We start from the raw sequence: 16,257 nt of genomic DNA, 5'->3' as shown, positions 1-16,257 counted from the left end.
CATGGCGCTGGTGCTGTGGCTCTGCGTCCTGTGCGCGGGGCTGGCGCGAGCCCAGCTTCGCGAGGTCGATGTCCCCGGACCGGAAGTGGTGGCCGTGGAGCTGCACCTCCAAGGGGGCGGGGACGCGGAGGGCCTCAGCGGACTGGTGGCGGTGCGCAAGGGCCAGGCGTTGACGCCGGGGAACGTGCGTCGCTCGGTGGAGCGGCTGTGGGCCACGGGGCGCTTCGCGGACGTGGTGGCGAGCGCGGAGGATGTGCCCGGTGGAGTGAAGCTGGTGTTCCAGCTCACGCCCGTGTCGCGGCTGGCGAGGCTGCGCTTCGACGGCAACGCAGTGCTGTCGGACGCGGAGCTGCTGGAGGCCAGTGGCCTGCTGGAGGGCGGGCCTCTGGACGGCGAGGAGCTGGAGGGCGCGGTGTCCTCCGTGCTGCAGGCGTACCAGCGCAAGGGCTACGACTCGGTGAAGGTGACGGCGCGGCAGGAGCCCGTGACGGACGGCGTGGCGGTGTCGCTCCTCGTCGCCGAGGGCCAGCCGACGCTCGTGCGACAGGTGAGCTTCTCGGGAAGCCCGGGCCTGCCTTTGCCGCGCCTCTTGCGCGAGCTGGCGATGCAGCCGGGCGAGGTGTTCGACCGGGCGCGCCTGGATGCGGGGCTGGACCAGCTGCGCATGCTGCTGCGGCAGGAGGGCCACTGGCGGGCACAGGTGGGCACGCCCTCGGTGCTGGTGGAAGGAAGCTCCGCGTCGGTGGCGGTGCCGCTGTCGGCGGGGCCGCGGTATTCGCTGCGCTTCCACGGCAATCACCGCTTCTCCGCGGAGATTCTGGAGCGGGTGCTGGCGCACGACGCGGCGGAGCCGCTCGACGAGGTGGTGGCGGGGCGGCTGGCGCGGCGGGTGGAGTCCTTCTACCGGCACCGTGGCTTCCACGACGCGAAGGTGCGCCCACGCGAGGTGATTCGTCCCGATGGCGAGGTCGCGGTGCTGGCCTTCGACCTGGACGAGGGGCAGCCCCTGCGCGTGGAGGAGGTGCGCTTCCATGGCAACGCCTCGCTCGGCTCGGGGACGCTGAAGGCGCTGCTCGCGGAGCGCATTCGCGCGGGCGAGCTCCAGCCGGAGCTGGACATGCGACTCCAGGACGACCCGTTGGACGTGGAGGGTCGCCATGGCCGTCGCCCCGAGTCGCTGGAGCCCGTGCCGGACGCGTCCACGGTGTACGTGGAGGACGCGTGGCTGGACGCGACGGAGGCGATGAACGAGCTCTACCGGGAGCGGGGCTTCCTGTCCTCGTCCGTGGTGTTCCGTGGGTTGACGGTGGATGCGCGGACGCGGACGGCGGTGGCGGACTTCGACGTGGAGGAGGGGCCCCAGGCGCGCGTGACGGAGCTCCGCTACGAGGGGCTGCCGGAGGGCACCGTGTCGCTCACGACGATGGCGGGGCTGGGGGTGCACAAGGGCCTGCCGCTGAGCTTCGAGGCGGTGGAGGCCGCGCGCGTGGCCCTGGAACGAGGACTGGGGCAGCAGGGCTACCTCTTCGCCAAGGTCACGACGGAGGCCTCCGTCGGAGTGGACGGCAAGGCGGCGACGGTGGTGTTCCGCGCGGATGCGGGGCCGCAGGTGAAGGTGGGCAAGGTGCTGGTGCAGGGGCTGACCCGCACGGACCCGGACCTCATCATGGCCAACCTCGACTTGAAGGAAGGACAGCCGCTCGCGCTGGAGGCGCTGACGGAGGGCCAGCGCAAGCTGGCCCGGTTGGGCTTGTTCCGGCAGGTGGATGTCTCGCTCGCGGACCCGACCCGACGCGAGCCGTCCAAGGACGTGGTGGTGACGGTGCACGAGCGACCGCGCCTGGATGGGCAGGTCTCCGGCGGATACTTCCTCGTCGACGGTCCGCGCATCACCCTCGACACGACGTATCGCAACCTGGATGGGCTGGGGTTGAGCCTGCTGGCGCGCGGGAAGGTGAACTACGCGGGCTGGAGCGCGGATGCGCTGTCGGCGGACCGGCGCATCGCCTGTCAGCAGTCCGGAGGCGTGGCCTCGGCGGGCTGCGACGTGGAGCTTCAGGGGCTGGCGGGCCTGGGCGGCCGAGGCAACCTCGCGCTGTCGCAGCCGCGCCTGTACTTCATGCTGCCCTTCGAGGTGGGCGCGCGACTGGACTTGATTGCCGAGCGCGTTCACCGCCCCTCGTACGTGTCCACGCGGTTCGCGGCGGCCGCGGCGCTCGACTGGGCGGTGACGTCCTGGTTCAACGCCTCGCTGTCGTACGAAGTGGAGAACAACCGGCTGCGCTCGCGCGCGGGCGTGCTGGAGTTGCTCAACCGCGCGGACCAGGAGCGGCTGCGCTATCCGTTCGGTGACTTCGCGCTGCACTCGCTGAGGCCGTCCATCACGCTCGACTTCCGGGATGACCCGACGAATCCCCGGCGCGGGTTGGTGCTCATCAGCAGCGCGGAGCTCACGAAGGGAATCAGCGTGAATCCCACGGACGTGGCGGGCAATGCCGTGGCCGCGTTCCCCATCAACGGCGTGAAGCTGGCGAGCAACCTGAGTGGCTACATCCCCCTGGGGCGCCGGGCGAGCCTGGCGCTGTCGGCGCGCGCGGGGACCATCGTCCCGCTGGAGACGGGCGCGCAGACCATCGGCTCGAAGCTGTTCTACCTGGGTGGCTCGTCGAGCCTGAGAGGCTTCCGCGAGGACGGCGTGCTGCCGGAGGACGTGCGCACGGCGCTGCATCAGCGACTGAGGGACTGTCGCTCGCTCATCAGCCCGTCGGGGTGCTCGGGAGAGCTGAAGGCGGTGCTCGCGGGGCAGGTGCCGGCGAGCCAGGGTGGTGAGCTCTTCACGTTGGGCAAGGTGGAGTTGCGGGTGCCGGCGCTCACGTCGGTGGACCTGGGGTTGTTCTTCGAGGCGGGCAACCTCTGGTTGGACCGGACGCGGTGGGACCTGGAGCGGCTGCGGTACGCGGCGGGCTTCGGCTTCCGGTACGTGACGCCGGTGGGCCCGCTGGCCTTCGACGTGGGCTTCAACCTGGACCCGGACGAGCAAGTGAACGAGGCGCAGACGCAGTTCCACTTCAGCATCGGTACGTTCTGAGGAGGCGGGATGCGCGCGTCGTCCAGATGGCTGGCGGCCCTGGTGGTGGCGGTGGGCGGAGCGGGTTGCGGCCACACCAAGGACGCGGCGCCGAAGCCGGAGCGCCCCAAGTGGATGCCGCCGGAGGGGACGTGTCCGAAGGGCTCGCTCGTCCAGATGGAGCGGCTGGGGCTGAAGCCGGGCGACAAGATTCCGGTCATCGTCGATGCCATCCAGGACCATCCCGGGCCAGCGCGGTACAACTACAGCTTCGTGATTGCGCTGCCTCGGGAGGGCGGGGAGAAGATGCTGCCCGAGGCGCGCTTCGGTGGACGGCTGTACGTGACGAAGCACCGTGTGTTCGGCCGGTATGACCGGGTGTTCCTGCCGGAGGGTGGCGCGATGTCGGTGCCATTCTGCGGAATCCTCCTGGATGCGCGGTGGGACCGTGACGGCGAGGGGCTGATTGCCTACCCGAGTCCGATGAAGGGCTTCTCCGTGGTGCAGGACAACACGGGCGTCATCCTCGTGGTGGACCAGTACCCGTGAGCCGTCGCGTCCGCTCGTGAGGTAGAGTCCGGGCCGTGTTCTACGCGTGCGTCCGGGCCGTGGTGGCGGTGTGTCTGCGACTCTTCTACCGGGTGAAGGTGAATGCGCCCGGCGCCGAGCCCGAGGGCCCGGTGCTCTTCGTGGGCAATCACCCCAATGGCCTCATCGACCCAGCCCTCGTCTTCGTCCTCACGCACCGCAAGGTGACGTTCCTGGCGAAGGCGCCGCTGTTCCGCATGCCCGTCCTGGGCTGGTTGCTCAAGGGACTCGATGCGCTGCCGGTGTACCGCAAGCAGGATGACCCGACGAAGATGGGTGGCAACGAGGGCACGCTCGACGCCGCCAAGGGCGCGCTCCTGCAGGGCCGCGCCATCACCATCTTCCCCGAGGGCAAGAGCCACTCCGAGCCCGGCCTCGCGGAGCTGAAGACGGGCGCCTCGCGCATCGCCCTGAGCGCCGCGAAGGAAGGCGCCCCGGTGCGCATCGTCCCCGTGGGCCTCACCTACGCGGAGAAGCACGTCTTCCGAAGCGAGGTCCTCATCGACGTGGGCCCCGCCATCGACGTCGCGACCTTCCTTCCCGCGGATGCCGCGTCGGAGGCCGACTCCGTGCGCGCCCTCACCGAGCGCATCGCGGAGGGGCTCCGCGCCGTGACGCTCAACCTGGAGCAGTGGGCGGACCTGCCGTTGGTGCAGCTCGCCGAGCAGCTCTTCTCCTTCAAGCAGGGAGGGACGTTGGACGCAGAGCGCCTGCGCTTGTGGGCGCGTGGCGTGCAGTTGTTCCGCGCCCAGGAGCCCGAGCGTTTCGAGGACGTGCGTACGCATCTGGCGTCCTTCCAGCGGCGTCTGGCGCTGGTGCATGCGGACGGGCCCAAGGACCTCGCGCTCGTGTACCGCACGGGCAACGTCGTCCCCTTCGTCGTGAAGAACCTGCTGGCGTTGGTGTTCGGCCTGCCGCTCTTCGCGTTGGGGCTCGCGCTCTTCTGGCTGCCCTACCAGGTGCCCCGGGCCGCCAGTCGCAAGGCCGAGCTCGACGTGCAGGCCACGGTGAAGTTCCTCACCGCATTCGTCGTGGCGCTCGTGTGGTGGGGCGCGCTCACCGTCGCCACGGGGCTGTGGGGAGGCGCCGTCTGGGCCGGCCTCACCTTCGTCGCCGTGCCGCCCCTGGCCCTCTTCACGCTCTACTTCGCCGAGCGGTGGGATGTGCTGAAGCGGGACATCGTCGTGTTCTTCACGCTGGGCAATCGCGCGCGCCTCAAGGCGCTGCTGCTCTCCGACGGAGAGCGACTGGCCGCCGAGGTTGAGCGGCTGGCGGAAGAGTACCGGCCGAAGGTCGACGCGGTCGTCAGGCGGTAGCTCTCGGGGTGCCGCCTCGCGAAAGCGCGAGGTGGTCGATGCGCTGAGAGGCACTTCTCAACGTTACGAGTACGGCACTTACTTTCGCAGGTGGTAACGCGGCCCTGTCTTGCGGAAGAGAGAGGCGCCCGATGCTGAGCCTCGCCTCTCGGCAGCGTGTGGCACGGCATCCATCGTCAGGCGGTAGCGCGCGCTCGCGGCAATGCCTCCCGGAAGAGAGAGGCGTCCGATGCTGAGCCGCGCCTCTCCGCAGCGCGCGGCATGGCAGCCAGCGTCAAGCGGTAGCGCGCGCTCGGGGCACTGCCTCGCGGAACAGCCGTGCGCCCAGGAGCAGCGCCAATCCGCCCAGCAGGACGGGCAGGGCGTTCACCGCGATGGCGGTGCGCAGGTTCGCCGCGTCGGCGATGTTGCCGATGAGCGCGGGCGAAATCGCATCACCCAGCAGGTGGATGCACAGCACGTTGAGCCCCATGGCGAAGGCGCGGAACGCGGGCGGCACGCAGTTGACGATGGCGGCGTTGATGGGGCCGCTGTTGAGGAAGATGAGGAACTGCGCCACACCCATCGCCGCGAGCGCGGGTCCCACTTCCTGCAGGTTGACCGCCAGGTACATGCACGGCGCCGCCAGCAACAGGCCGATGCCGGACATCCACAGTCCGCCGCCCTCGCGCTTGCGGTCCATCCTGTCGCCCAGCCAGCCGCCCGCCACGGTCCCCAACAAGCCCGCCACCGCCGTAATCGCGCCGAAGATGAAGCCGGCGCTGTCTCCCGCCATGCCTCGCTCGCGCACCAGATAGGTCGGCATCCAGAAGCCCAGGCCGCCGATGGAGAACGTCATCAGCGTGTAGCCCGCCGTCACCGCCCAGAAGGCCGCGTTGCGACCCAGTCCCTTGAGCCCCACCATGAAGGGGAGCTTCGTCTCCGCGTCCGGTCCATCCATGGCCCCGCGCTTCGGCTCCGGCATGAAGAAGGCCAGCGCCCCCAGAATCAGGCCCGGCACGCCTCCGGCGAAGAAGGCCACGTGCCACGAGTACTTCTGCGTCAGCCAGCCGCCCAGTCCGTAGCCCGCGGCGGCGCCCACCGGAATGGCGATGTAGAAGAACGCCAGCATCCGCGTGCGCTGGTCGCGCGGATACAGGTCCGAGATGATGCTCGGCGCCACCGCGCCATAGCCCGCCTCGCCGATGCCAATCACCGCGCGCGCGACGAGCAACGCGACGAAGGACGTGGCCAGTCCACTGGCCCCCGTCGCGAGGCTCCACAGCAACACTCCGCCCGCCACCAGCAGCCGACGCGGATACCTGTCACCCAGGAAGCCACCAATCGGCGAAGCCAGCATGAACACCACGATGAACATGGTGCCCAGCAGCCCCGACTGGGTGTCGTTGATGCCGAACTCCTTCTGGATGCCCGGCAGCGCCACCGCGACGATGTACCGGTCCAGGTAGTTGACCAGGTTGATGAGCGTGAGGATGAGCAGCGCGTACCCGGCATTCGTCGCGGGGGCGATGGGCGCCGTGGAGGGCGAGGGCGACGGAGCAGGCGAGGGAGGGAGACTCACGGAGGGAGCGCTCATGACCGGGCCGCCCCAGCGCCGAAGCGGTGCGCCAGCAGTCCCCACCTCAACCCTCGGTCACTCACGCGGCACCCGTCCAGGCCCAGGGCCTTCACCGACTCCAGCAGGATGATGGCTCCAGCGGGGACGACGTCCGCGCGCTTGGGCTGCATGCCCGGCAGGGCTCGTCGCTCCTCCAGCGGCATCCCGCACAGCCGGTCCACGAGCGCGGTCAGCTCGCCCACTGACAGCGTTCCACCATGCACCCTCACCGCGTCATACGGGTCGATGGCGTGCTGCACCGCGTACAGCGTCGTCACCGTGCCCGCGACTCCCACCAGCGCCGAGGCGGGCGGAGGTGCTGGCAGCGTCTTGAAGGTGTCACGCAGGTGCGACTCGATGCGGGCCCGGTCCTCCGGGGACATCGGGTCGGAGCGCACGAAGCGCTCGGTGAGTCGCACCGCGCCCACGTCGAAGCTGTGGCGGAACTCCACGTTGCCCGCGGGGTTGCCGAAGATGAACTCCGTGGAGCCTCCGCCGATGTCCAGCACCAGCAGCGGCCCCGCCGCCTCGCCCGCGAAGTCCGAGTACACCGCGGCGAAGGACAGCTGCGCCTCCAGTTGCCCGGAGATGATCTCCACCGTGACGCCCGCGCGCTGCTTCGCGGCGGAGAGGAACTCCGCGCCGTTGCTCGCGTCACGCGCCGCGCTGGTGGCGGAGACGGCGATGTCCTCCGCGCCCAGCTCCCGCGCCTCGCGCGCGAAGGACTCCAGCACCGCGAGCGTGGCCTCCATGCCCTCCGCCGACAGCTGACGGGTGGCGTCCACGCCTCGGCCCAACCGGGTGATTTCCGCGCGCTCCCGGACGGCCTCGAAGCGGCCCTCCGCCGTGCGCTCCGCGACCAGCAGCAGCACGGAGTTGGTACCGATATCGATGGTGGCGAATCGCGGCATGCGCGCAAGCCTACTCAACGCAGCAGCGCTTCCAAAGCGTCCGCCAGCACCTGGTACTCGTCAGCCGTGTTGTAGAGCTGCGCGGACACCCGGACGTGCCGGTGGGGGGGCTTGGGCCAGGCGACGATGGGCACCTCGATGCGGTACTCGTCGAACAGGCGCAGGTGGAGCGGGTCCAGGTAGAGGGGCGGCTCGGGCTGCTCCGGGTAGCCCTCGGGCAGCGTCACCACCGCCATGCTGCCCACCATGTCCTCGGGGCAGGCGGGGGAGACTTTCAGTCGCTCGCACAGCAGCGCGCGCGCGGCCAGGGCCTTGCTCCGGTTGGCCGCCATCACCTCGGGCCAGCCGCCGGGTAGCAGGCCACCCACCACTCGCAGCGCGTCCGGGACGCAGAGCGCGGCGGAGGGGTCCAGCGTCCCCGTCCAGTCGAAGAGGAGCCTGAAGCGGGAGCGGTCCGTGCGGGGCGAGTTGCGCCCATGGCTCACCGCCAGCGGCGTCACGCCCTCCTGCAAATCACGGCGCACGTGGAGGAAGGCCGCGCCCTTGGGAGCGCACAGCCACTTGTGGCAGTTGCCCGTGTAGTAGCCCGCGCCCAGCGAGCGCATCGACAGGGGCACCATGCCCGGCCCGTGCGCGCCGTCCACCAGCGTCTCGATGCCCTTCTCCCGCAGCGCGGAGATGAGCCGGGCGATGGGCATCACCAGCGCCGTCTGGCTGGAGACGTGGTCCACCAGCAAGAGGCGCGTGCGGGGCGTCACGTGCGCGAGCACCACGTCCACGATGGACTGCGCGGACGTCACCGGCCAGGGGAGCTTCGCCACGACGATTTTCGCGCCCCACTGGGCCGCGACGAAGTCCAGCGCGTTGCGGCTGGCGTTGTATTCGTGGTCCGTGGTGAGCAGCTCGTCACCTGGCTCGAAGCGCAGCGAGCGCAGCACCGTGGTGACGCCGCTGGTGGCGTTGGCGACGAAGGACACGTCCTCCGCATCCGCGTCGACGAAGTCGGCGAGCGTGGCCCGGGCCGCGTCCAGCAGCGGCTCGATTTCGCGGTGGAGGAAGCGGACGGGCTCGGCCTCCATGCGCGCGCGCAGCTCCGACTGCTTCTGGAGCACGGCGGTGGGGCACGCACCGTAGGAGCCGTGGTTGAGGAACCGGACCTCGGGGTCCAGTCCCCAGTGGGAACGGAAGGGGACGCTCATGCGCGGGAACTGGACCCGAGCACGCGCCCCCTGTCAACGAGCAGCGAGTCCTACGGCTGGGCGTCCGCGAGCGGCGCCCAGTCGGGCGTCAAGAGCGTGCCCTTCTCCGCCCGAAGGGGGAGCTGGTTGTTGCCCTCCGCCGTCATCACGAACAGCTGCGAGCCGCCCGCGCGGGTGGTGGAGAAGAGGACCAGCCGACCGTTGGGCGAGAAGGCGGGCTCCTCGTTGTTGCCCTGGTCCTGCGTCAGGCGCGTCACCTTGCCCGTCTCGACGTTGATGGTGAACAGGTCGAACGCGTTGCGCTCGTCGCGCGCCGTGAAGACGATGAGGTCGCCGCGCGGAGACCAGTCCGGCGTCTGGTTGTAGTTGCCCTGGAAGGTGAGGCGGCGCACGCCCGCGCCATCCGCGCCCATGACGTAGATTTGAGGGCTGCCGCCCCGGTTGGACACGAAGGCGATGCGCTTGCCGTCGGGCGACCAGGTGGGGCTGGTGTTGAGCCCGTAGGGCGTGTCGGTGATGGCCTTCGGGCCGCTGCCGTCGGCGTTGGACACGTAGATCTGCGCGCTCTCACCCTCGGCCAGCGAGTACGCCAGACGCTTGCCGTCCGGAGAGAAGGCGCCGCCGGTGGCCATCTGCCCGGCGGAGACCACCGAGCGGGCCTCGCCACCCGGACGCTGCACCCAGATGTCCGGCCGGTTCTTCCGGTAGGACGTGTACGCCACCTGCGCGCCGTCCTGGCTCAGCGAAGGGAGGATGTTGATGCCGCCCTTGGTGAGCGCCACCGGGTTGCCGCCGTCCCAGTCCGCCACCAGCACGTCGCGGTTGTTGCCCGCCTTGCGCACGTAGGTGATGCGCGAGAGGAACGGGCTGGGCTCGCGGGTGAAGTGCCGGTACAGCGCGTCCGCCAGCCGGTGGGCCAGCAGGGACGGGTTGTTGCCCGGCGCGTCCTTGGCGACCTTGAGGTCCTCGCGGCCGGTGCCGACGTTGAACAGGCGCAGCTCGCCGCGCAGCGTGCCCGCGTCCTCCGCGAGCGACACCTTCACCAGCGCCTCGGCGCCCACGTCCGCCCAACGGCTGAAGGTGATGGTGCCGGCGGCCATGCCCTCCTTGGGGTCGGCCGTGAAGCTCTTGCGGTCCAGGACCTGGAGGATGCCGGAGGCCAGGAGGTCGAAGTTGAACGCCGTGTCGAAGGCGCCGGCCTGCGCCTTGGCACCGTCGCTCTGGGTGATGGGCGCGGGCACCGCCACGGGCAGCGGGCGGAAGTTGGCGCCGGAGATTTCGATGGTCGGGGTCTGTGCGAGCGCCGCGAGCGGGACGAGGACGAGGGAGAGGAGCAGGGCTTTCATAGGGCGTTGAACATCAGGTTGACGCCGTTCTTCTGCAGCGCGTCTCGAAGGTGGTCGGGAGGAGGCGAGAAGGGTGAGGCCTTGCGCACGGCGTTGAGCACCGCCGCGTCGAACAAATCATTGCCACTGGGCTTGGTGAGATTCACGTCCAGCACCTCGCCCGCGCGTCCCAGGCGCAGCGCGACGAGCGCCTTGAGGTGCATGCGTTCCGACTCAGGGATGGTGTCCGCGACGCTGTAGTTGCGGCGCACCTGTGCCTGGAGCATGCCGAAGTAGCGCTCGCCCTCGGCGGTGGCCGAGTCGCCGTCCGCGTCTCCATCCTCGGCGCCCTCGGGCTCTTCTTCCGGCGACGCCTTGGCCGTCTTGTCGAAGGCGCCGAAGAGCCGCTTGCGGCGGTCCTCGCCTTCCTTCTCGCCCTTCACGGGCGTGGGCTTCGCCGCGGAGGTGGGCTCCGGCTTGACGCCGGGAATGGGCACCGCGACGGCGGCGGAAGAGGGAGGAGGCGGCGCTTCAGGCGCGGGCTTGGGCGCGTCCACCTGCTTGGGCGGCGGTGGCGGCTGCTCCTTGCGGGGCAGCAGCTTGGCGTCGCGCGGCTTGCCCAGGCGCACCAGCGTGGCGCGGATGGGCTGCGCGGTGAGGTCCACCGGAGGCGAGGCGTTGAAGCGCGCGTACAACACCGCGGCGAGCAGCAGGGCGATGTGACCCACCACCGACGCGATGACGAAGGGCGACACCTTCGCGGAGCGATTGACGAGCAGGCTGTGGCTCACCGCGGAGTGCATGGGCTAGCGCTTCGCCTCCTTCGGCTTCTTCGAGGTCGACGAAGTGTTGGACGTCTTGGCCCCCGTGGAAGGGTCCGTGATCATCCCCACATTGTTGATGCCCGCGCGCTGCGCTGCCGCCATGACCTCCACGACGGTGCCGTAGGGCACGTCCCTGTCCGCGTGGAGGAACACTTCTTTATCGGCCTGCACCTTGGCGTTGGCGGCGAGCTTCGCCTCCAGCTCCTCCATGGGCACCTCGGCGTCGCCGATGTAGACCTTCTTGCCCGCGTCGATGGAGAGGACCACCTTCTTCTCCGTGGCCTCCACGGGCGCGGCCTTGGTCTCCGGCAGGTTCACCTTCACGCCCTGCTGGATGAGGGGCGCGGTCACCATGAAGATGATGAGCAGCACCAGCATCACGTCCACCATGGGCGTGACGTTGATCTCGCTCATCGTGGTGCGGCCACCGCCGCGATTGCCTCCGCCCATTCCCATGGTCGCGACCGCCTAGCGGAAGAAGTGACGCTTGATGATGTTGAGGAAGTCCGCGGAGAAGTTCGACATCTCCGTGTCGAACACCTTGATGCGGCTGACGAACGAGTTGTAGGCGACCACGGCCGGAATCGCGGCGAACAAGCCCGCCGCCGTGGCGAACAGCGCGTTGCCCACCGGCGCGGCCACCGTGGCCAGCGTGGCGTTGCCCTGCTCGGCGATTTGATTGAAGGCGCTCAGGATGCCGATGACGGTGCCGAACAGGCCCACGAAGGGCGACGCCGCGCCCACGGTGCCCAGGAACGACACGCGCGCCTCCAGCTCCGTGATTTGCGACGTGGAGGCCCGCATCAGCGCGCGCTCCACGTTCTCGATTCCGCCCAGCCGCTCCGCCATGGCGCCCTCGGCGCCGCCTTCCTTGGCCTGGGCCAGCTTGGACAGCTCCTCGTAGCCGGCGCAGAAGACCTTGGACAGGGGCGAGGCGTCGAGCTTCTGGGCCGTCTGGTAGATGGCCTCCAGCCGGGACGCCTTCCAGAAGGTGTCGAGGAAGGTGAGAGACTGTGCGCGAGCCTTGGAGAGCTGGGTGGCCTTCATGGCGATGAGGGCCCAGGAAGTCACGGAGACACCCATCAGGAGCAGCAGGACGGCCAGCTCGATGAAGGAGGCGTCGCGGATGATCTCCACGTAGTTCATGGCGCCAAGCGCCAGGGGCAGGTGGGGCGTCATGGGGTGGAGCGCGTAACACTCCGCTACAACTGGGTCAAACAAACCAGGGCGGGGGCTGGTTGCCTGCTTGAAGTTGCTTGGCCGTACGGATGAATAATTCCCGGAGGTGGTCGTCAGAGGTGACTGAAACGGGCCGAACACCTCAACACCCCACGGACAGGTTGCCCCCATGAACTCCCGACTGCTGGTTGCTCTCCTTTGCCTGGCGGCGGTCTCCACCGGCTGCGTCATCCACGGCGACGACGGCTATGACGAGCCCATCTACCCGGGCGACGCGACGTTCCGCTGGACCTTCGGCGGGCTGCGCTGCGACGAGGACCGCGACATCAAGGGCGTCAACATCACGATTCCCGGCGAGCGACTGGCCAACGACGGCCAATACGCGTGCCAGGCCAACGGCTTCGACGGCATCGTCCTCCACGACTTCGCGCCGGGCATCTACAGCTTCAACCTGGAGGCCATCAGCTACACCAACGAGGTGCTGTACGAGGCGACCGGCACCTTCCGCGTGGATGGCGACGTGACGGTGAACATCGACCTCGCGCCGTTGGGAGCTCCGCCGTCCTTCGCGTACGTGAACTGGCTGTTTCCGGCGAACTCCAGCAGCGGCAACCCGAACTGCAACCAGGCGGGCGTCGCCTTCGTGGATGCCCGGGTGGATGGTGGGCAGTGGGCGCGCTTCGACTGCACGGCGGGGCATGGTGGCAACAGCGTGAAGACGCCGTACCTGGACCCGGGTGAGCACAGCCTGGAGCTGGTCGCCCTCGACTCGCAGCAGCGCACGATGTACGCCCACAGCGGCCGGTTCTCCACCCGCTACGGCGAGCCGACGTCCTACACGGCCACCCTGCGCTCCTCGAGCAGCGGCGCCGCCATCCGCTGGGAGTTCGTGGAGGGCTCGAGCACGCTGGGCTGCGGGCAGGCCGGAGTGACGCACGTGGAGGCGCGCATCAACGGGGGCGACTGGGTCCGCTTCAGCTGCTCGGAGGGAAGCTCGGGCGCCAGCGTCACCACGCCCACGCTGAACGCCGGCAACCATGACCTGCAGCTGGTGGCCGTCGATGGGCAGAACCGTCCCTGGTATTATTACAGCGGGCAGTTCTCCCTTCAGTCCGGCGAGACGAAGAACGTGCTGGCCTCGATGTGGGTGATTGGCGGGGCGTCCATCAAGTGGGAGCTGCGCGCCGGTGGCTCCGCGCTGAGCTGCTCGCAGGCGGGCATCACCGAGGTGGCCATCAACTTCCGCGACGCCTTCACCGGGCAGTTGGTGTACGGCATCGTCGGTGACCGGCACGGCTGCAACGACGCGCCGGTGGTCTACGAGTTCCTCCGCCCGGGCCGCTACGAGGTGGAGATGTACGCGAAGGCTGGCAACGGCACGGAGTACTTCAACGTGGACGACAGCGTGTTCATCAACGTCTCCGGCCACGTGTTCCCGGGGCCGGGCAGCGCGGCGCTGGTGTCGATGTTCCCGAGGCCGTAGTCGAGCCCGCTCGCTCGTGGAGTGAAGGAGAGGGTCGGGGCCACGTGCCTCGGCCCTCTTCGCGTTGCGGGGTGCCCATGGCGTTGGCATCAAACGTGATAGGGACACCGGGCATGCGGCAAGGCAGCCACAGTCCCATTGGCGTATTCGATTCGGGTGTCGGAGGGCTCACGGTCCTCAAGTCACTCATGGCGCACCTCCCCCACGAGAGCACGGTGTACCTGGGGGACACGGCGCGGGTGCCCTACGGCACCAAGTCCAGCGAGGTGGTGACGCGCTACTCGCTGAAGAACGCGGAGTTCCTGCTGGAGCGCGGCATCAAGCTGCTGGTGGTGGCGTGCAACACGGCCTCCGCCGCGGCCCTGCCGGCCCTCGAAGCGGCGCTGCCGGTGCCGGTGGTGGGCGTCATCCAGCCTGGAGCCCAGGCGGCCCTGGCGCGCACGCGGGGCGGTGGCGTGGGTGTCATCGGCACGCCTGGAACCATCCGTTCGGGGGCCTATCAGCGGGCGCTGGAGGCCGCGAATCCCAATGTGAAGGTGAAGGCGCGCGCCTGCCCGCTCTTCGTGCCGCTGGCGGAGGAGGGTTGGACGACGGGCGACGTGCCGCTGCTGACGGCGCGTGAGTACCTGGGGGAGTTCGCGCGGGACGGCGTGGACACGCTCGTCCTGGGCTGCACCCACTACCCGCTGCTCAAGGGCGTCATCGCGGAGGTGGTGGGGCCCGACGTCGCGCTGGTGGACTCGGCGGAGGCCACCGCGCTGGCGGTGGCGGCGCTGCTGGCTCGCGAGGAGCTGCTGGCCCCGGCCGGGATGAGCGCCCCGTCCCACGCGTACTACGTGACGGACGTGCCCGAGCGCTTCATGGAAGTGGGGGCGAGGTTCCTCGGCCGCCCCATCGATTCCGCCGAGCAGGTGGACCTGAAGTTCTGAGCCGGAGGGGGGCGCTCGCGCGGTTCGCGGGCCTCAATCCCTCATCGACGGTCCAGCGCGCTGCATGCCTGGACCGCGCTCGAGTCACGGTGCCACGGGCGTTCGTCGCCCGTGACAGCCCGCTCAGGACGGGCGGGTGGTGACGGTGACGGGCGGAGCCTCTTCCGGCGTGGTGGCCTTGGTGAGCAGCTCCTTGGCGGCCTGGACGACGGGAGCCTCGGCGGCGACCTGGGCCTCGACGAGCGCGCGGGCGGCCTCGTCACCGATGTCGTCCTCGCGGGGGACGAGGCCGGTGACGAACGTCACCAGGCGCTCCGCCAGCGGGAAGAAGTGCACCACGTTGAGCGGCCAGTTCAGCCAGCCCACGGTGATGCAGTAGTACTTGTTGAAGGGCGCGGTGTGGTGGATGCGGTGGTGCGCCGGCGGCAGGATGAGGTGCACGCGCTGCAGGAAGCCGATGATGGCCGGCGGCGAGTCCATGTGCGACCACTTGTGGAACTGGTTGGTCGCCATCACCCAGAAGATCATCGCGCCCAGGAAGCTGGCGCAGAACACCCAGCCGGAGCTGGTGAGCGGCATGCTCACGGCGGCCACGGCCACGGGCAGGGAGATGAGGCAGTTGTTGCCGTTGGTCTCCACGAAGTCGTGGCGGGTGATGGCCTTCTCGTCGACGTGGTGCTCGCGGAAGGGGCGGATGAGCGCCTTGCCCAGAATCGGCATCTCCGTGGAGCCCCACGTGTCGCCCATCCAGTGGACGAAGCCGGAGACGAAGTCCGCGGCCAGGTAGCCCAGCAGCACCGCGCTCAGGAGCAGCCACGGGCCGCCGTGCGGGTTGTTGTAGAGCCGGTACACCAGGAACAGCTCCAGCGCGATGAAGCTGACGATGGCGCCAATCTCCATGGCACGGATGGCGGGTGAGTAGCCTTCGGCCAGGACCTGGGCGTCCTGGAGGCGAACCTTGTTCTTGATCTCGTTCGTCTTCTTCATCCGTGGAGTCCTGGACGTTGGCGCCGCTCAACACCGCACCGCATGCCCTGTACGTACCCCAGCCGCTTTCGGCTTTTCAACGGACGGAGGTCGCGTTCCCGCACGAAGGGTGGGCTGCACGGCAGACGGGCGTGGACCGCAAGAATTGCGCGCGTCTGGGGGCCAGCCAGCCAGGGCGCGACATGCGGGGTTGACGCTTACCTTGTGTCGTGGGGAAGCGGCTGGTACGGTCCGCCCACTCGGCAATGACGAAAACCTTCGAGAAGGCCGTCACCGGCTTCAACCACAACATCAAGCACAAGGGGAAGGTTTACCACGTCCAGACCGAGGACTCGGGCGTCAACAATCCCCACATCATCACCCACCTGTTCGTGGGCGGTAACATCCTCGCGTCCAAGAAGACGTCCTACTCGGACATCCTCAACGCGGAGAGTCTGGCGGAAGTGGTCCGCGAGTTGATGGAAGAGCAGCACAAGGAGATGCTGCGCAATCTCATCAACAACGTGTACGACAACTTCGAGTCGACGGTCCGGCACTATCAGCCCGGCCAGCTTGCCTCGGAGGCCGAACAGGCCCACGCGAAGATGCAGCCCGGCCATCAGCCGGTAGCGCCCAAGCCGGTGGTCGTCGCTCCCGTCGCGCCCCTTCCTCCCGCGCTCCCCCCCGAGGTCGCCGCCGCTCGCGCCCTGAAGGAGAAGCCGAAGATCAACGAGGTTGGCGTCGAGACGCTGTTCGGAGAGGACCTCATCTCCGAGAAGAGCCTCGACGAGGTCATCCTCAGCTACCTCGCCGGAGAAGGCGACCAGTAGCCCGCGGCTCCCTGGTGGCACGTCGCCCCGGGAGCGCGGTGTC

Annotated in this window: 14 protein-coding genes; 6 read left to right on the top strand and 8 right to left on the bottom strand. The window is 69.2% G+C overall.

All coding sequences use genetic code 11. The features are described from left to right. Window position 1: 1 nt before the first annotated feature. Genes ACN469_RS27530 through ACN469_RS27520 form a run of 3 tightly spaced genes read left to right on the top strand, consistent with a single transcriptional unit; the run spans window position 2 to window position 4,971 of the window. The gene (locus tag ACN469_RS27530; RefSeq protein WP_498772409.1) at window positions 2-3,088 is read left to right on the top strand and encodes a POTRA domain-containing protein; all 3,087 of its coding nucleotides are present in this window, start codon (window positions 2-4) and stop codon (window positions 3,086-3,088) included. A gap of 9 nt (window positions 3,089-3,097) precedes the next feature. Continuing rightward, a complete protein-coding gene (locus ACN469_RS27525) occupies window positions 3,098-3,616 on the top strand; it encodes a hypothetical protein (RefSeq protein ID WP_498772407.1) in 519 nt (172 codons plus the stop codon). A 35-nt stretch (window positions 3,617-3,651) separates the two neighbouring features. Then, entirely contained in the window at window positions 3,652-4,971 is a 1,320-nt protein-coding gene (locus ACN469_RS27520; RefSeq protein WP_498772405.1) for a lysophospholipid acyltransferase family protein, read from the top strand. A gap of 274 nt (window positions 4,972-5,245) precedes the next feature. On the opposite strand, the gene ACN469_RS27515 is transcribed toward ACN469_RS27520, so the two are convergent. The 7 genes from ACN469_RS27515 to ACN469_RS27485 are packed head-to-tail and all read right to left on the bottom strand — an operon-like array spanning window position 5,246 to window position 12,006. Continuing rightward, complete coding sequence (locus ACN469_RS27515; protein ID WP_498772403.1) at window positions 5,246-6,547, bottom strand: spinster family MFS transporter; 1,302 nt, start codon at window positions 6,545-6,547, stop codon at window positions 5,246-5,248. Further along, window positions 6,544-7,479, bottom strand: coding sequence for a Ppx/GppA phosphatase family protein (locus tag ACN469_RS27510; protein WP_498772401.1), 936 nt, complete (start codon window positions 7,477-7,479; stop codon window positions 6,544-6,546). The genes ACN469_RS27515 and ACN469_RS27510 overlap by 4 nt, the downstream gene beginning before the upstream one ends. Before the next feature lie 14 nt (window positions 7,480-7,493). After that, window positions 7,494-8,678, bottom strand: coding sequence for an aminotransferase class V-fold PLP-dependent enzyme (locus ACN469_RS27505; RefSeq protein WP_498772399.1), 1,185 nt, complete (start codon window positions 8,676-8,678; stop codon window positions 7,494-7,496). 50 nt (window positions 8,679-8,728) lie between these two features. Further along, complete coding sequence (locus ACN469_RS27500; RefSeq protein WP_498772397.1) at window positions 8,729-10,024, bottom strand: LpqB family beta-propeller domain-containing protein; 1,296 nt, start codon at window positions 10,022-10,024, stop codon at window positions 8,729-8,731. Next, window positions 10,021-10,806 (bottom strand): energy transducer TonB, encoded by a 786-nt coding sequence (locus ACN469_RS27495; protein ID WP_498772395.1) that lies wholly within the window; start codon window positions 10,804-10,806, stop codon window positions 10,021-10,023. The genes ACN469_RS27500 and ACN469_RS27495 overlap by 4 nt, the downstream gene beginning before the upstream one ends. Window positions 10,807-10,809: 3 nt before the next feature. Then, on the bottom strand, window positions 10,810-11,283 hold the full coding sequence (tolR, locus tag ACN469_RS27490; RefSeq protein ID WP_253994577.1) for a protein TolR: 474 nt from the start codon (window positions 11,281-11,283) through the stop codon (window positions 10,810-10,812). Between the two features lie 12 nt (window positions 11,284-11,295). Then, window positions 11,296-12,006, bottom strand: a complete 711-nt coding sequence (locus ACN469_RS27485; protein WP_498772392.1) for a MotA/TolQ/ExbB proton channel family protein — start codon at window positions 12,004-12,006, stop codon at window positions 11,296-11,298. A gap of 169 nt (window positions 12,007-12,175) precedes the next feature. On the opposite strand from ACN469_RS27485, the gene ACN469_RS27480 reads away from it, so the two are divergent. Beyond that, window positions 12,176-13,489 (top strand): hypothetical protein, encoded by a 1,314-nt coding sequence (locus ACN469_RS27480; protein WP_498772390.1) that lies wholly within the window; start codon window positions 12,176-12,178, stop codon window positions 13,487-13,489. A 113-nt stretch (window positions 13,490-13,602) separates the two neighbouring features. Further along, complete coding sequence (gene murI / locus ACN469_RS27475; RefSeq protein WP_498772388.1) at window positions 13,603-14,418, top strand: glutamate racemase; 816 nt, start codon at window positions 13,603-13,605, stop codon at window positions 14,416-14,418. A gap of 123 nt (window positions 14,419-14,541) precedes the next feature. Here the strand turns inward: murI and carF are convergent, their stop codons facing one another. Further along, window positions 14,542-15,405, bottom strand: coding sequence for a plasmanylethanolamine desaturase (gene carF, locus ACN469_RS27470; protein ID WP_498772386.1), 864 nt, complete (start codon window positions 15,403-15,405; stop codon window positions 14,542-14,544). Window positions 15,406-15,650: 245 nt separating this feature from the next. On the opposite strand from carF, the gene ACN469_RS27465 reads away from it, so the two are divergent. Then, window positions 15,651-16,214 (top strand): RomY N-terminal domain-containing regulatory protein, encoded by a 564-nt coding sequence (locus ACN469_RS27465; protein WP_498772384.1) that lies wholly within the window; start codon window positions 15,651-15,653, stop codon window positions 16,212-16,214. The last annotated feature ends 43 nt before the right edge of the window (window positions 16,215-16,257 follow it).

Source organism: Corallococcus terminator (assembly GCF_049194865.1).
GTDB lineage: Bacteria > Myxococcota > Myxococcia > Myxococcales > Myxococcaceae > Myxococcus > Myxococcus terminator_A.
This window is presented reverse-complemented; position numbering and strand designations above follow the sequence as displayed.

What these genes read in the sequence shown, in the direction of transcription:
- ACN469_RS27525 (WP_498772407.1), top strand. Translation starts at nt 3,098, where the DNA reads ATGCGCGCGTCGTCCAGATGGCTGGCGGCCCTGGTGGTGGCGGTGGGC.
- tolR (WP_253994577.1), bottom strand. Translation starts at nt 11,283, where the DNA reads ATGGGAATGGGCGGAGGCAATCGCGGCGGTGGCCGCACCACGATGAGC.
- ACN469_RS27515 (WP_498772403.1), bottom strand. Translation starts at nt 6,547, where the DNA reads ATGAGCGCTCCCTCCGTGAGTCTCCCTCCCTCGCCTGCTCCGTCGCCC.
- ACN469_RS27500 (WP_498772397.1), bottom strand. Translation starts at nt 10,024, where the DNA reads ATGAAAGCCCTGCTCCTCTCCCTCGTCCTCGTCCCGCTCGCGGCGCTC.
- murI (WP_498772388.1), top strand. Translation starts at nt 13,603, where the DNA reads ATGCGGCAAGGCAGCCACAGTCCCATTGGCGTATTCGATTCGGGTGTC.
- ACN469_RS27485 (WP_498772392.1), bottom strand. Translation starts at nt 12,006, where the DNA reads ATGACGCCCCACCTGCCCCTGGCGCTTGGCGCCATGAACTACGTGGAG.
- ACN469_RS27495 (WP_498772395.1), bottom strand. Translation starts at nt 10,806, where the DNA reads ATGCACTCCGCGGTGAGCCACAGCCTGCTCGTCAATCGCTCCGCGAAG.
- ACN469_RS27465 (WP_498772384.1), top strand. Translation starts at nt 15,651, where the DNA reads ATGACGAAAACCTTCGAGAAGGCCGTCACCGGCTTCAACCACAACATC.
- ACN469_RS27510 (WP_498772401.1), bottom strand. Translation starts at nt 7,479, where the DNA reads ATGCCGCGATTCGCCACCATCGATATCGGTACCAACTCCGTGCTGCTG.
- carF (WP_498772386.1), bottom strand. Translation starts at nt 15,405, where the DNA reads ATGAAGAAGACGAACGAGATCAAGAACAAGGTTCGCCTCCAGGACGCC.
- ACN469_RS27480 (WP_498772390.1), top strand. Translation starts at nt 12,176, where the DNA reads ATGAACTCCCGACTGCTGGTTGCTCTCCTTTGCCTGGCGGCGGTCTCC.
- ACN469_RS27505 (WP_498772399.1), bottom strand. Translation starts at nt 8,678, where the DNA reads ATGAGCGTCCCCTTCCGTTCCCACTGGGGACTGGACCCCGAGGTCCGG.
- ACN469_RS27530 (WP_498772409.1), top strand. Translation starts at nt 2, where the DNA reads ATGGCGCTGGTGCTGTGGCTCTGCGTCCTGTGCGCGGGGCTGGCGCGA.